Consider the following 14,721-nt stretch of genomic DNA (forward strand, 5'->3'; position numbering starts at 1 on the left):
TCAATCAGAGCCGGTTGAACAGCCCGAGCGCGGCCAGCTTGCTGAAGGCCAGTTGCGAGGCTTGCAGCATGTTCTGCTGAAGCGTGAGACGGATCATCGTCTCGGCAGGGTCGGCGTTGCGGATCGAGTTCTGCGTGATGGTGTTGGCCGACTGCAAGGCTTCGTTGGTTTCTGCCTGCACATCCAGTGCCGCACCGCGTCCACCGATGGAGCTGATGGATTCGGCGATCTTGTCCGCTGCGCTGGCCAGGTTGGAGATAGCCGAGTCCATCGACGCGAGGAAGTTGCGGCGGGCTGTCGGATCGTTGTCGACAGGTGTCAGCAGCGCGGTACGCAACTGATGGATGGTGTCGAGCACGTTCTGGTTCTGGTGGTTGTTGACCTGCACCGAGTACTGGTCGCCATCTTTCGGAGTACCAGTGAAGGTGAAGTCGACGCCGGCCACACGGGTCGGGCTGACGGTGGTATCACCGCTGCCCACAGGACGGCTGTCGGCAGTCATCGGCTGCGCATAGACATCGAACGTGGTGTCGCTGGTGAACTTGACGACCGCACCGCCACCGGGGAACGCAGCGTCGTATTTTGCCTTGTCCGCGATCGACAGGCCGCTGAGCTGGCCGTCGGGCGACACGTTGCCGGGGCTGCGGGTGCCGGTGATTTCGTCGGGCTTGGAAGCGAGGGTGAACTCGTGCCCGCGCACCGCGTCGTCAGCGGCGGTGGGATCGGTCAATTCGTCGCCCTGCAGGCCGACTTCCATGCGGATGTCGACGCCGCGGAAATTGATGGTGGTGTTGCCGCCCTTCGGGTTGAAGACCCCGCCATTGGTGGCTTCCAGGGTACGGTCGACGTTGTTGACGTCGGTGATCTTGAATTCGGTGGCGCTGACGAACTCGATCTTGTACGGCTCGCCGCTGCGGAACAGGTCGTTGTAGGTCGAGCTGCCGGAGACCTGGCCATTGGACAGGTTGACACGCACGTCGGCCGGGTTGGCAGGCGCGGTCATGGTGGTCTGGCTGCGGCTGGTGTTTAGCGCCTTCTGGAACACGTCGTAGCCGGTCTCGTTGGTGGCCACGCTGAGCATGTCACCGACCTGCAGGTTGGTGGTGCTCTGGTCGCCCTTGTACGAGTAGGTGCCATCGGCATTGCGTTCGAACGGCTGGGTGTCACCACGCGAACCCGAGAAGATGTACTTGCCGTTCTCGTCGCGGCTGTTCATCAGACTGAACAGTTGCTCTTCGAGCTGCGACAACTCCTGCTCGTTGGCCTTGCGATCGTTGTCGGTCATGTTGCCGCTGCCGGCGCCGATCGCCAGCTCCTTCACCCGCGACAGCACATTGGTGATGCTGTTGAGGGTGGCCTCGGAGGTGCCCAGGCTGGAGCGTGCACTGGAGATGTTGCCACTGTACTGGGTGATCAGGTTGTTCTGCTGTTCCAGTTGCAGCAGGCGCGCGGCACCGACCGGGTCGTCCGCGGCGGTACGTACGCGCAACTGGTCACTGGCCTGCTGCTGGGACTCCACGGCCTTGGCGAAGTTAGCCTGATAGTTGGAGGTGCTGGTCTGGTAGAACTGGGCGGTGGAAATGCGCACGATCTACGACTCCTTAAAGGCTGTTGATCAGCGTGGAGAAAATTTCCTGCGCGATCTTGATGATCTGCGAGGAGGCCGTGTAGTACTGCTGGAACTTGATCAGGTTGCCGGTTTCTTCGTCCAGGTCGACGCCGGACACCGAAGCGCTGGCGGCTACCGCAGACTTCTGCAGGGCCCCGGTGGCCTCGGTATCGAGCTTGGCCTGGGCCGCCTTGCCGCCGACGTTCTCCACCAGCTTGCCGTAGGCGTCGGTCAGGCTGATGCCCTTGCCGTTGGGGCCGACGTCGACGGTGGCCTTGGTCTGCAGATCGATCACCGCCTGGCCGTTGCGGTTGTCGGCCGAGCCGGCACCGGTCATGCCCACCGTGTAGTTGTCGCCCTGCTTGGGCGAACCGGCCACGGTCATTTCAAAAGTGATGTTCTTTTGTGGCGTACCCACCGGGTTGCCGCTGGCATCGACCATCGGCACGTTGATCTGCAGCTTGTTTTCCTGGCCCGGAATGATAGTACCGCTGCCGATTTCATCGCCCTGGGCGTTGTGGATCTTGTAGGTCTGCGGGTTGGTGCTTTCATCACCGAACACCAGCTTGACCGGCGTCGAGTACTTCAGGCCGTTCTGCAGCTCGATGCGCTGGGCCGAGTCGTAGATGTCGATCATCGAAGTCAGGTTGGGCTGACCGATGATGCCGGTACCCTGGTTGCCTGCACCGCTGGTGCCGGTCAGCGGCGCCGCCAGCGCGATGCGCTTGGGGTCGGTGAGCACGGTGTCGAGGCTTCCCGCGGCGCCGCGGGTCGGGGTGATCTTGAACGAGTCGCCCTTGCTGGGCAGGCCACCGTTCATTTCCAGGGTGAAGCCGTCGATCACCGGCGGTGGCGTCTCGTCCAGCTTGTAGGAGCCCACTGCAGTGCCACCCGGGAGCCGGGTGACGGTGTAGTTGTTGTCGTCGGTAAAGGTCACCTGGTAGTCGCTGGTGGTCAGCTTGCCGGTGTCCTTGATGTTGACGTTAAGGCTGCCGGTGGCGGCGTTGTTGCCCGCCTTGGCGATGCTGCGCTGAGCCATCATGGTGGCGTTGTTGATATCGTTGAACAGGGTCGCGCCGAAGTCACCGTTCTTGTCGATACCTTGCGCCAGCTGGCTGTTGATCCGGTCGGCCACCACCAGGGCCACACGGCCGAGTTCGTTGAGCGCCGGTTCCAGCACGTCATTGCGGTAGGTGATCAGGCCGCCGATCTCGCCACCGCTGACGCTGTTGGTGATATCGATCTTGGTGGTGCCGCGGTTGAGCACCAGGTTGGAACGGGTCGGGTCGGTCGGGCTGTTCACCGTCTCGAGGGTGTTGGTGGTCTTGCCGAGCACCAGCGACTGGCCGTTCTTGAGGTACACGTCGAGGTTGCCCTCGCGCTCGACCACATCCACGCCCACCAGGTTGCTGAGCTGGCGCACCGCTTCGTTGCGCTTGTCGAGCAGGTCGTTGGGGCTGCCCTGCAATGACGACACGCGGGAGATCTGGTCGTTGTAGTTGGCAATGGTGGCCGTCAGGTTGTTGACCTGGGTGGCCATCGACGACAGGTTGCCGTTGATGTTGGTGTTCTGCTGGTTGAGCTGCGCGGCGATGGTGTTGAAGCGCTTGCTCAGTGCCTGGGCGCTGGTCAGCAGCAACTGGCGCGAGGCGTCTTCGGTCGGCTTGGCGCCAGCGCTCTGCAGGGCGGTGAAGAAGCTCTGCAGGGCGCCAGTGATACCGGTGTCCTTGTCCGACAGCAGCTTGTCGGTGGGGCTGACCTGGTCGAGAAAGGCGTTGGCCTCGCTGCTCAGCGAGTTGGTGGTACGCAGCTGGTTTTCCAGGAAGTTGTTGTACACGCGGCGCACATCGGCCAGCGTGGTGCCGGTGCCGATGAACACCTGGCCTTCGCGGATCGAACTCTTGGAGTTTTGAATGTTCTGCTGGCGCGAGTAACCAGCGGTATCGACGTTAGCGATGTTGTTACCCGTGGTGTGCATGCCCGATTGGGCAGCGCTGGCACCGGATAAGCCGATATTGATCAAACTCGCCATAATTCAAACCTTATAGTTTCGTTGTAGTAGCGACAGCTGCGTAGCTCTCGTACGACTTCATCTGTTTTGCGATCTGCGAGATCTTGCTGGCGTAGTCCGGATCGGTTGCATACCCGGCCTTCTGCAGCTCTCGCACAAACTGTTCAGGCTTATCGGCCGCATTTACCGCATCTTTATAGCGAGCATTGTTTTGCAACAGGCTCACCAGGTCGTGGAAGCTGTCCTGGTAGGAGTCATAGGAACGGAACGCAGCGGTTTCCTTGACGAACTGCCCGTCACGGAACTCGCTGGTGATCGCACGTGCCTGATCGCCTTTCCAGTTGCCGGTGGCCTTGATGCCGAACAGGTTGTGGCTGCTGCTGCCATCGGCCTGGCGCATCACCGATTTGCCCCAGCCGGTTTCCAGGGCGGCCTGTGCCACCAGGTACCGCGGGTCGATGCCGATACGCTTGGCGGCCTGCTCGGCCATCGGCAGCATGGTGGTGACGAACTCGTCGCTGGAATCGAACGCGCGCTTGGCCGGGGCCAGTGGCGGCTGCGCCACGGCACGTCCGTAGATACGCATCGAGCCCGGCGCGGCAAAAGTCTGGGCCGGGGCCCAGTCGCCCTTGACCAGCGCATCGGTCATGGCCGTGGTGCGCTGCGGCAACGCGGCGGTATTGGTGGTGGCTGGCGTGCCATCTGCCGACGGCACGATACCGGCCAGCAGGCGATCGGTGAGCTTGCCGGGCAACGCCAGGCGCCGCGAATTGAGCGCCGCCATGTCGTTGCGGTGGCTGGTGCTGGCTGCATCACGCAGTGGCTCGGCCACCTTGGTCGCCCACAGGCTGCGCTGCTGCAGATCGACCCGCGGGAACGGGCTGCTGGCCGCCGCTGCAGCGTTGGTGGCCTTCTGCTTGGACAGCTGGCGCATCAGCACATCCTGCAGGCCGATGCCGCCGCCCTCGCGGGACATGCTCACCGCCAGCTGCTGGTCGTACATCTGCTGGTACTGCTTGGTGGTTTCGGTATTGAGCGGGTTGTCCTTGGCCAGCACATCGCTGGCCGAGCGCATCGACTTGAGCATCTCGTTGAGGAACAGCGACTCGAATTCCTGGGCGACCTTGCGCAGGTTGGCGTCGCTGTCGCGATCACCCACCTTGAGCGAGTTGAGGCGGTTGAGGTCGGTGTAGGCACCACTGTCGGCGGCACTGATGCCGCTTTTAGGCATATCCATGACCAGCCCCTCAGATCACGATCAGGTCGGCTTGCAGCGCGCCGGCCTGTTTGAGGGCTTCGAGAATCGCCATCAGGTCACCGGGGGCCGCGCCCACCTGGTTGACCGCACGCACGATCTCGTCGAGCGTGGTGCCCGGCCCGAACTTGAACATCGGCTTGGCTTCCTGCTCGGCGTTGACCCGCGAGCGCGGCACCACTGCCGTCTCGCCATTGGAGAACGGGCCGGGCTGGCTGACGATCGGGTCTTCGGTGATGGTCACGGTCAGGCTGCCGTGGGTGACCGCCGCTGGCGATACCTTGACGTTCTGGCCGATCACGATGGTACCGGTACGCGAGTTGATGATGACCTTGGCCACTGCCTGGCCGGGGTCGATCTCGAGATTCTCCAGGATCGACAGGTAGTCGACGCGCTGGCTCGGGTCCAGGGGTGCGGTGACGCGCACCGAGCCACCATCCAGCGCCTGGGCCACACCAGGGCCGAGCAGTTCGTTGACCTTGTCGACGATACGCTTGGCGGTGGTGAAGTCGGGGCGATTGAGGTTCAGGGTCAGGCTGTTGCCCTGGTTGAAGCCGCTCGGCACCGAGCGCTCTACCGATGCACCGCCCGGAATACGCCCGGCCGATGGCACGTTGACGGTGATCTTGGAACCATCACGGCCCTCGGCATCGAAGCCGCCCACCACCAGGTTGCCCTGGGCAATGGCGTAGACGTTGCCGTCGATACCCTTGAGCGGGGTCATCAGCAGGCTGCCGCCGCGCAGGCTCTTGGAGTTGCCGATGGACGACACGGTGATGTCCACCACCTGGCCCGGCTTGGCGAACGCCGGCAGGTCGGCGTGCACCGACACTGCCGCGACGTTTTTCAGTTGCACGTTGCCCGAGCCCGGCGGCACCTTGATACCGAACTGCGAGAGCATGTTGTTGAAGGTCTGCAGGGTGAACGGGGTCTGGGTAGTCTGGTCACCCGTGCCGTTGAGCCCCACCACCAGGCCGTAGCCGATCAACTGGTTGGTACGCACGCCGGAAATGCTGGCGATGTCCTTGAGGCGCTCGGCATGTACGCCGAACGCGGTGGACAACAGGACAGTCGCGGCAATCAGCTGCTTGATGTTGAACATGATCATCCGAACCTAGAAAGGCCAAAGCGGGCTGATGAAGAAGCGGTCCAGCCAACCGGGCTGGCTGGCATCGGCAAACGAGCCGGTGCCCGAATAGGTGATGCGCGCATCGGCGACCCGGGTCGACGGCACGGTGTTGTCGGTGGCGATGTCGTCGGCGCGTACCATGCCGGCAATACGCACCAGCTCGTCGCCGGTGTTGAGGGTCATCCACTTCTCGCCGCGTACCGCGATGATGCCGTTGGGCAGCACGTCGGCCACGGTGACGGTGATCGAACCGGTCAGGGTATTGCCCTGGGCCGCCTTGCTGTCGCCCTTGGTGGCGCGGTCGCCGCTGTAGCCGGCGCTGAGGCTCAGGTCACCGTCGCCAAACGGATTGTTGGTGTTGACCCCGGCACCGAACAGCGAGGTCAGGCCAAGCTCGGCCTTGCTGTTCTTGGCGATCTGCGAGTTGGCGTTCTTGCTCGCCTGGGTACGCTCGTTGAGCGTGATGGTGATGATGTCGCCCACCCGGAACGCCTTGCGGTCGCTGTACAGGTTCTGCTCGAAACCGGCCTGGTAGATGGAGCCGTTGTTGGCCGCTGCAGGCAGGGGTGTACGCGGCAACACAGGCGCGTAGTACGGGTCGTTGGGCTTTGGCGTCGGCGCGACGCAACCGGCCAGCAACACCACCCCACCCAGGGCGAATACGGACAACAAACGGCTCATGACTCTGACCTCACGGTGTAACAGGCGCCGCATCAGCGCCCCTGGGGCTTCACTTACAGGTTCTGGGTAACGAACGAGAGCATCTGGTCGGCGGTGGAAATCACCTTGGAGTTCATCTCGTAGGCACGTTGGGTGGTGATCATGTTGACCAGCTCTTCCACGGTGCTGACGTTGGAGTTTTCCAGGGTCTGCTGCAGGGTGGTACCGAAGCCGTTCAGGCCCGGCGTGCCGATCTGCGGCGCACCGCTGGCGGCGGTTTCCAGGAACAGGTTGTTGCCCATGGCCTGCAGGCCGGCCGGGTTGATGAAGTCGGCGGTCTGGATGTTGCCGATGATCTGCGCGGCCGGGTTGCCGGCGGTGGTGATCGATACGGTGCCGTCCTGGCCCACGGTGAAGGTCTGCGCGTCTGGCGGCACGACCACGGCAGGCTCGAGGGCGAAACCGTTGGCGGTGACCACCTGGCCATCGGAGTTCAGGTGGAAGGTACCGTCACGGCTGTACGAAACGGTGCCGTCTGGCTGCAGTACCTGGAAGAAGCCGCGACCGTTGATGGCCATGTCCAGCGGGTTCTCGGTGGTTTGCAGGCTGCCGGTGCTGAAGTTTTTCTGGGTGCCGACGATGCGCACACCAGTACCCACCTGCAGACCCGATGGCAGCTCGCTGTCCTGGGTCGACTGTGCACCTGGCTGGCGCTTGATCTGGTAGAGCAGGTCCTGGAACTCGGCACGATCACGCTTGAAGCCGGTGGTCGAGACGTTGGCCAGGTTGTTGGAAATGGTGGTCAGGTTGGTGTCCTGGGCGGACAAACCGGTTTTACTGACCCAAAGAGCCGGAAGCATGCTGTTCTCCTCGTGCGCCTGTTTTACGGCGCTACGTCTGTGTAATTAGCCGATTTGCAAAACCCGAGCCATGGCTTCGTCGCCTTCCTTGGCCGTGGTCATCATCTTGACGTGCAGTTCGAATTGACGGGACAGCGCCAGCACCGAGGTCATTTCCTCGACGGCGTTGACGTTGCTGGCTTCCAGGAAACCGGACACCACCTGCACGTTGGCATCGGCATCGGCAGGCTGGCCGCTCTTGGTGTGGATCATGCCGTCCAGGCCCTTGTTGAGGGTCTTGACGTCGGGGTTGACCAGCTTGATGCGATCGACCTCGGCCATCACCCGCGGGCCTTCACCCATGGCGCGAATGCTGATGGTGCCGTCCTGGCCGATCTCGACCTTCTGCTCGGGCGGCACGGCAATCGGGCCACCATTGCCCATCACCGGCATGCCGTTGCCCGCGCGCAGCACGCCCAGGGCATCGATGTTGAGGCTGGCGGTACGCACGTAGGCTTCGCTGCCATCCGGGGCCTGCACGGCGATGAAGCCGTCGCCACCAATGGCGATGTCCAGGTCGCGGCCGGTCTCCTGCATGGCACCGGGGCTGAAATCGGTGGCAGGACGTTCGGTCATGGCATAGGCACGCGCCGGAAAGCTGTCACCAAACACCGGCATCGAGCGCGCCTGCTCCAGGTCGCGCTGAAAGCCGCTGGTGGAAATGTTCGCCAGGTTGTTGGCATGCGCCCGTTGCGCCAGTGCGTTCTGGCTGGCACCGGTCATGGCCACGTAAAGCATCTTGTCCACAGATCATCCTCCGCTGCGCTGGCGAACACTTGCCGTTCACCGCTGCTTTGCCGGTCACTCAAGCAAGTTTCAAACCAACTCTGCAAAACAGGGGTAAAGCCCCGTCAATGCGGGGGCTGGAGCACAGGCCAGCGCCTGCGCGTGCGATGCACCGTCGAAAATACGGCGCCAGCTTGCCGCTAGCGGCAAACCTCAGTTGTCACGGCAAGCGCCATTGTTGAAAGGCCCGGCAAACCGACGCCAGCCCTCGCCCGGCGAAACCTGCGAACAGACGAGCCGGCCATCGGCCTGGCTTTCCCAGCGATACCAGGCGGCCATGTCGGCGCCGACCTGCACAGCCACCACCAGCAAGGCGAAGCCCACGATTGCGAGTGCGCACTTCATTTCTACTGCCTCCGAAACAACGAACCCCTTCCGAGAAAGGGGTTCGTCCATGCTCATTCCATCAGGCGATCATCAGGTCATCTGGATGATGGTCTGCATGATGGTGCTTTCGGTAGAGATGGTCTTGGAGTTCGCCTGGAAGTTGCTCTGCGCCTTGATCAGCTCGACCAGCTCCATGGTCAGGTTGACGTTGGACGCTTCCAGTGCGTTGGACTCGATCGAACCCAGGGTACCGGTCTTCGGCGTGTCGATGCCCGGGATGCCCGAGGCGTAGGTCTCTTTCCAGCGGGTACCACCCAGCTGCTCCAGGCCCTGCTCGTTGGCGAAGCTGGCAATCGCGACCTGGCCGATGGCGCGGGACTGCTGGTTGCTGAAGCTGGCGAACATCACACCGGTGGAGTCGATGCTCAGGCTGGACAGGATGCCGGTGGCATAGCCGTCCTGCGCCTGGGACATGCGGGCAGTGTCGGTGTTGTACGACGTGGTGCTGGTCATGTTCATACGGATGCCGTCGGCATTGCCGGCCGAACCGTTGGATGCCCACTTGTCGGTGGCCTTGTCGTAGGACGCCGGCACCCAGCCTTTCATGGTGAAGTTGTTGTTGACCACGGTGAATTCGGAGCCCGCCGGGTGACCGGTATTGTCGGCAGTCATGGCCTTGACACTGCCATCAGGATTGAAGCTGATGGTGCCGGACAGTGGCTTGGTGCTGGCAGGGTCGAACGGGTTGCGACCATCGACCAGCGTGTAGGTGGTCCACTGGTTGTCACCGGTCTTGCGATAGAACTGCTCCATCGTGTGCTCGTTGCCCTGACTGTCGTAGATCTTGGTCGGGAACGATTTGGTGTAGGTGCTCTCGTCCGAAGGGTCGAACGTCTTGTTGTCCACCAGCACCGGCGGCGTGCTGTCATCCAGTACCTGCAGCGGGATCGACGGCGCCGAGGAGTTCAGGTTGATGCCCTGATCGATCAGCGTGGTGGTCTTTGGCGCCAGCGCGGAGGTGTCGATCTTCAGGTCGGTCAGCACGCCCTTGATGATCTTGCCGTTGACGTCGGCCGCGTAACCTTGCAGACGGATACCGTCCGAGGTCACCACGTAGTTGTCCTTGTTGGTCTGGAACGCACCGGAACGGGTGTAGCTCAGCGAGCCGTTGTCGCTCAGGACGAAGTAGCCCTGGCCCTGGATACCCATGTCCAGTACGTTGCCGGTGTTGTTGATGTCACCCTGACCGAACTGCTGGGAGACTGCAGCCAGACGCACCCCGTTGCCGACGGTCTTGCTGCCCACGCCCAGTTTGCTGGCCGAGTACACATCGGCGAACTCGGCGCGCGAGGCCTTGAAGCCGGTGGTCGAAACGTTGGCGATGTTGTTGCCGGTGACAGCCAGTTGCTTGTTGGCTGCATAGAGACCGCTAAGGCCGATATTGAAAGACATCTTTCCACTCCTTGTGCCGCGTTAGCCGGCTCTATATACCGATAGTTTGGACCTTGGACAGCGCAACGCTGCCCAGGCCAGCGAGGTTGAGCATCAGCTCGCCGCCGGTCTGACTGATGGTGACGCTGCTGACGGTGGCCGGCAGCAGGGTGTACATCTCGGCCGACTTGCCATCGACGGTGGTCTTGGCCGTGAAGGTGTAGGTACCCGGGTCGACCTTTTCGCCCTTCTCGTTGGTACCGTCCCAGATGAAGTCGGCATTGCCGGCCTTCTGCTCGCCCAGGTCGATGGTCTTGATGGTCTTGCCATCCTTGTCGGTGACAGTGACGGTGCCCGAAGTGATCGACTGCGGGACCACCACCTGGCCAGTGAAGCTCTTGGTGGTGTCGACCACGGCCTTGTCGGCCTGGGTGATCACCGAGCGACCGACCAGCCCGGAGGCCTGCAGCGCCTGCGAGGAACCCATGGCCCCCGTGATGGCGTTGACCGAATCGTTCAGTGAGGTGATGCCTTCGAGGCTGGAGAACTGCGCCAGCTGGGCCACGAACTCGCTGTTGTCCTGCGGGTCGAGCGGGTTCTGGTGCTGCATCTGGGTAACCAGCAGCTGAAGGAACGCGTCCTTGCCCAGGGTCTGGCCGTTGGCGGTCTTGCCGCCCAGGCCGCTTGCCGCGTTCGTATTGCTGGACTTCTTGACGCCGGAATTGGAAATGACGTCGTTCAGGTTTACATCAGCCATAAAAAACGCCCCTTATCACTGACCCAGGGTCAGGACCTTCTGCATCATGGTTTTGGCCGTGTTCATCAGTTCGGCGTTGGTCTGGAACGAGCGGCTGGCGGAGATCATGTCAGCCATTTCCTCGACCACGTTGACGTTCGGGTAGTAGACGTAGCCGTCCTTGTTCGCCGCCGGATGGTTGGGCTGATAGCGCGCCTCGAGGTTGCCCTGGTCTTCGACCACACCCAGCACCTGAACGCCCTGCCCGGCTTCGCCCTGGTCCTGGAACAGCGACTGGCTGACGCCATTCTGGGCCTGCTGGAACGTGGTGGCGAACACCGGGTGGCGGGCACGGTAGGTCTGGTCGATGCTCGAGGAAACGGTCTCGGCGTTGGCGATGTTGGAGGCAACGGTGTTCAGGCGCGTGGTCTGCGCACTCATGCCGCTACCGGCAATGTTGAAAACGCTGGCAAGGGACATGACTTACTCTCCGCGCAGGGCTGACACCAGCCCTTTGAATTTACTGTTGAGCAGCGTGAAGCTGGCCTGGAAACCCACGGCGTTCTCGGCATAGCTGGATTGCTCGAGCTGCGCGTCAACGGTGTTCTGGTCGATCGAGGGCTGCATGGGCGTGCGGTACTGCAGGGTTTCGTCACCCATCGCCAGGCCTTGGGCCTCGATGTGCCGGGTGTTGGTGCGCTCGAGGGAGAAATGGCCGTTCTTGACCTTGTCGGTCTCGGCCGCCAGCACGGACGAGAAGTCCATGTCGCGCGCCTTGTAGTTGGGCGTGTCGGCGTTGGCGATGTTGTTGGCCAGCACTTCGGCACGCTGGGCGCGAAAGCCCAGTGCCTTTTCGTGAATGCCAAGCGCTTTGTCGAAACTGATGCTCATGTCGGGGAAACCTTTGAAGGTTGACCGTAGGGTTCGTTGCCGGTGATAGAGCAAGTCCCGTGCCAAAACACAAAACCCAGCAAAGCCGGGGCTTTGCCGCGCTTGCCAGCGATGGCAATGCCAGAAAAGCGGCAACGGATTTCCGCCAGACACCGGCAAAGCGGCAATTGCCTGGCAGCGGCAACCCCACCCTGCGCCCTTTTGGCGTCAAATTTTAATGCCAATTCGCCATCTCTCATCTAAGATCCGTCCCGCTCCGCTACGTGGCATCTGGCTATCACCGCACAGCCGTCACGCCACGCAGGCAAGCGCCGAATTCAATACGCTGTGTTTAAGGAATAAACCGTGACTCCTGTGATGTTTCGCAAGACCCTGCTCGCCCTGGCAATCACTGCCACCGCCCTGCCTGTCGGCGCCCAAACCATCGAGTTGACCGATGCCGGCTTCATCAGCGAGCACAAGACCTACGAAGGCAACCTCGAATTCACTGGCGCCTACACCGGCAGTGCCGCCGAAGACGCGATCGAATTCAACGGCAACCACGTCAAGGGCGACCTGATTCTCAACACCACGATCAACAGCAGCGGCGACTTTGCCGGCGGCATCGACCTGGACGCCTGGGAAGACGGCAGCAGCTGGGCCAGCAACCAGATCGACGGCAACCTGATCAACAAGGGCAGCATCAGCGCCGTGGGCGGCGGCTCCAATGCCCTGATGATCGACCCGGCCACCATCAATGGCAGCGTCATCAACCAGGGCCTGCTCAGCGCCACCGGCGAACCGCTGCTCGACGGCAGCGAAATGGACGTGGCCCGTGCACTGGACTTCACCGGCACGATCAAGGGCGACCTGCTCAATGACACCACTGGCCGCATCATCGCCAAGGGCACCAGCGCCAAGGGCATCAACCTGGAAGGCGGCCGTATCGACGGCAAGCTGATCAACAACGGCCTGATCCAGGTTACCGGCGACGGCGCTACCGCCATCGACGCCACTACCAGCTTCAACGGGCAGAATGTGGACATGGTCGACCTGGCCGGCATCGTCAACAACGGCACCATCATCGCCACCGGCGATGACGCCGAAGGCATCCGTGTGGACGGCGCCAGCTTCACCACCGCCGAGCGCCAGATCGTCAACACCGGCACCATCAAGGCGACCGATGCGGCCATCGTGATCGGCAACTTCGACATCGATGCCTACGATGACAACCGGCTGTACAACAGCTATGCAGGGCTGGAAATCGTCAACAGCGGCACGCTGATCTCCGAAGACGAAGCGGTCGATGCCTCCGAAACCGAGCGCAGCGTGTACCTGACCTTGCTGGACGGCAGCAAGATCACCGGCAACCTGATCGACCTGACCACCGTCGAGGTGTACGGCAAGGTGGACTTCAGCGGCACCGACAGCAGCAGCGACGGTGCCAACATCCGTCTGCGCCAGGGCGGCTGGATGGACGTGGGCAGCGTCAGCCGCAATGCGCCAGCGCACCTGAACTTCGTGCAGCCGCACACCACCATCGACGGCAACCTGTACGTGGCCGGCAACTCGTCGCTGGACTTGAACCTGAGCAGCGCCACCCGTGCCGACACCGCCGTGGTGGCCGTCAGCGGTACTGCCGAGTTCGGCAAGGGCGCACAGATTCGCCTGGCCGCACAGGGCAGCGACTTCAGCGCCCAGGGCAGCACGTACAACCTGTTCCAGGCCGGGCGCATCGATCTGCTGGACGCTTCCGACAATGTCGACGCCAACGGCAAGCTGAACCTGGTGAGCAGCTCGGCCCTGCTCAAGATCGACAGCTACAGCCTGCAGGACAACAAGCTGGTGGCTACCGTCACCGGCAAGGGCGCCGAAGAAGTCACCGACATCCTGGTCGGCCAGGGTGCCTCGGCCAACAGCCAGCTGGCCCTGGGCAGCCTGAACCGCGACAGCATCCTGAGCAAACTGAGCGCCAACGATCCGCTGCTGCAAGCCTTCGCCAATGCCGACGAGGCCCAGCTGGCCAAGCTGGCCGAGCAACTGACACCTGAAGTCAACGGCGGCGCCACCCAGGCAGCCACCACCAGCCAGAACCTGGTGAGCAATGTCACCGGCAGCCGTACCAGCAGCCTGCGCGGCGCCTCCTCGGGCGAAGCGTTCAAGGACACCGGCGTGTGGGTGCAGACCCTCTACAGCGATGCCAGCCAGGACCTGCGCGACGGCGTGGCCGGCTACAACGCCTACAGCCGCGGCATCGCGGTGGGTGCCGACGGCAAGCTCAACGACAACCTGACCCTGGGCCTGGCGTACAGCTTCATCAACACCGACGTCAACGGCAAAAGCGGCAACCAGACCAAGGTGGACAGCCACGCCTTCACGCTGTACGGCGGCTTCGAGCAGGGCAACTACTTCGTCGATGCCAGCCTGAGCTATGGCTTGAACGACAACGACAGCAAACGCAAGATTGCCGGCACCTCGGCCAAGGCCGATTACGACAGCGACCTGCTGGGCCTGAACGTGGTGGGTGGCTACACCTATCACATCAACCCGCAGATGCTGGTCGAGCCGCGCATTGCAGCGCGCTACAGCCTGGTGAACATCGACGGTTACCGCGAGAAGGGTTCGTCGGCTGCACTGAAGGTCAAAGACCAGCGCTACGAGGCCATCGAGCTGGGCGCAGGCCTGCGCGTTGCCGGCGAGTATCCGCTGGGCGCCGGCACCCTGCAGCCACAGGCTCGCCTGATGGCATACCATGACTTCGCGGCGGACGAAGCCAAGAGCACCTCGACCTTCCTGCTGGGTAGCACCCCGTTCGTCACCAGCGGCGCCAAGGCCGTGCGCAACAGCTACGAAGCCGGCGTAGGCGCCGACTACAAGCTGGGAGCGGTGACCCTGGGCGTGAACTACGACTACATCGGCAAATCGGGCTTTGACGCCGATGTGTTCTCGGCCAAGGTGCGTTACGATTTCTGATCGATGACAGCAGCTGCATGAAAAAGGCCGGTGTC

The 14,721-nt window shown here is 62.6% G+C and carries 14 protein-coding genes; 2 read left to right on the forward strand and 12 right to left on the reverse strand.

What is annotated here, in order from left to right; translation table 11 throughout:
• Positions 1-4 precede the first annotated feature (4 nt).
• The 12 genes from DN387_RS17990 to flgB form a co-directional block, all read right to left on the reverse strand.
• Positions 5-1,588, reverse strand: a complete 1,584-nt coding sequence (locus DN387_RS17990) for a flagellar hook-associated protein 3 (protein WP_054915643.1) — start codon at positions 1,586-1,588, stop codon at positions 5-7.
• 13 nt (positions 1,589-1,601) lie between these two features.
• A complete protein-coding gene (flgK, locus tag DN387_RS17995; RefSeq protein WP_054915644.1) occupies positions 1,602-3,641 on the reverse strand; it encodes a flagellar hook-associated protein FlgK in 2,040 nt (679 codons plus the stop codon).
• Positions 3,642-3,651: 10 nt separating this feature from the next.
• Complete coding sequence (flgJ, locus tag DN387_RS18000; protein WP_043861789.1) at positions 3,652-4,857, reverse strand: flagellar assembly peptidoglycan hydrolase FlgJ; 1,206 nt, start codon at positions 4,855-4,857, stop codon at positions 3,652-3,654.
• Between the two features lie 10 nt (positions 4,858-4,867).
• A complete protein-coding gene (locus DN387_RS18005) occupies positions 4,868-5,977 on the reverse strand; it encodes a flagellar basal body P-ring protein FlgI (RefSeq protein ID WP_054915656.1) in 1,110 nt (369 codons plus the stop codon).
• A 12-nt stretch (positions 5,978-5,989) separates the two neighbouring features.
• A complete protein-coding gene (flgH, locus tag DN387_RS18010) occupies positions 5,990-6,685 on the reverse strand; it encodes a flagellar basal body L-ring protein FlgH (protein ID WP_043861788.1) in 696 nt (231 codons plus the stop codon).
• Between the two features lie 53 nt (positions 6,686-6,738).
• Positions 6,739-7,524, reverse strand: a complete 786-nt coding sequence (gene flgG, locus DN387_RS18015; protein WP_043861787.1) for a flagellar basal-body rod protein FlgG — start codon at positions 7,522-7,524, stop codon at positions 6,739-6,741.
• Positions 7,525-7,569: 45 nt separating this feature from the next.
• Positions 7,570-8,310 (reverse strand): flagellar basal body rod protein FlgF, encoded by a 741-nt coding sequence (locus DN387_RS18020; protein ID WP_043861786.1) that lies wholly within the window; start codon positions 8,308-8,310, stop codon positions 7,570-7,572.
• Between the two features lie 192 nt (positions 8,311-8,502).
• Positions 8,503-8,745 carry a hypothetical protein gene (locus DN387_RS18025; RefSeq protein WP_229590460.1) on the reverse strand — a complete coding sequence of 81 codons (243 nt, stop codon included), beginning with the start codon at positions 8,743-8,745 and terminating at the stop codon, positions 8,503-8,505.
• Between the two features lie 21 nt (positions 8,746-8,766).
• The gene (gene flgE / locus DN387_RS18030; protein ID WP_043861784.1) at positions 8,767-10,128 is read right to left on the reverse strand and encodes a flagellar hook protein FlgE; all 1,362 of its coding nucleotides are present in this window, start codon (positions 10,126-10,128) and stop codon (positions 8,767-8,769) included.
• 31 nt (positions 10,129-10,159) lie between these two features.
• Positions 10,160-10,864, reverse strand: coding sequence for a flagellar hook assembly protein FlgD (gene flgD / locus DN387_RS18035; RefSeq protein WP_043861783.1), 705 nt, complete (start codon positions 10,862-10,864; stop codon positions 10,160-10,162).
• 15 nt (positions 10,865-10,879) lie between these two features.
• On the reverse strand, positions 10,880-11,323 hold the full coding sequence (gene flgC / locus DN387_RS18040) for a flagellar basal body rod protein FlgC (protein WP_054915645.1): 444 nt from the start codon (positions 11,321-11,323) through the stop codon (positions 10,880-10,882).
• A 3-nt stretch (positions 11,324-11,326) separates the two neighbouring features.
• Positions 11,327-11,734, reverse strand: coding sequence for a flagellar basal body rod protein FlgB (gene flgB, locus DN387_RS18045; protein WP_054915646.1), 408 nt, complete (start codon positions 11,732-11,734; stop codon positions 11,327-11,329).
• A 59-nt stretch (positions 11,735-11,793) separates the two neighbouring features.
• Between flgB and DN387_RS18050 the strand changes: the two genes are divergently transcribed.
• Both DN387_RS18050 and DN387_RS18055 read left to right on the forward strand, forming a co-directional pair.
• On the forward strand, positions 11,794-11,952 hold the full coding sequence (locus DN387_RS18050) for a hypothetical protein (RefSeq protein ID WP_156326233.1): 159 nt from the start codon (positions 11,794-11,796) through the stop codon (positions 11,950-11,952).
• Between the two features lie 139 nt (positions 11,953-12,091).
• Positions 12,092-14,686 (forward strand): autotransporter outer membrane beta-barrel domain-containing protein, encoded by a 2,595-nt coding sequence (locus tag DN387_RS18055; RefSeq protein WP_054915647.1) that lies wholly within the window; start codon positions 12,092-12,094, stop codon positions 14,684-14,686.
• Positions 14,687-14,721: the final 35 nt, after the last annotated feature.

It is taken from the genome of Pseudomonas sp. FBF18 (genome assembly GCF_024261405.1).
GTDB lineage: Bacteria > Pseudomonadota > Gammaproteobacteria > Pseudomonadales > Pseudomonadaceae > Aquipseudomonas > Aquipseudomonas palmensis.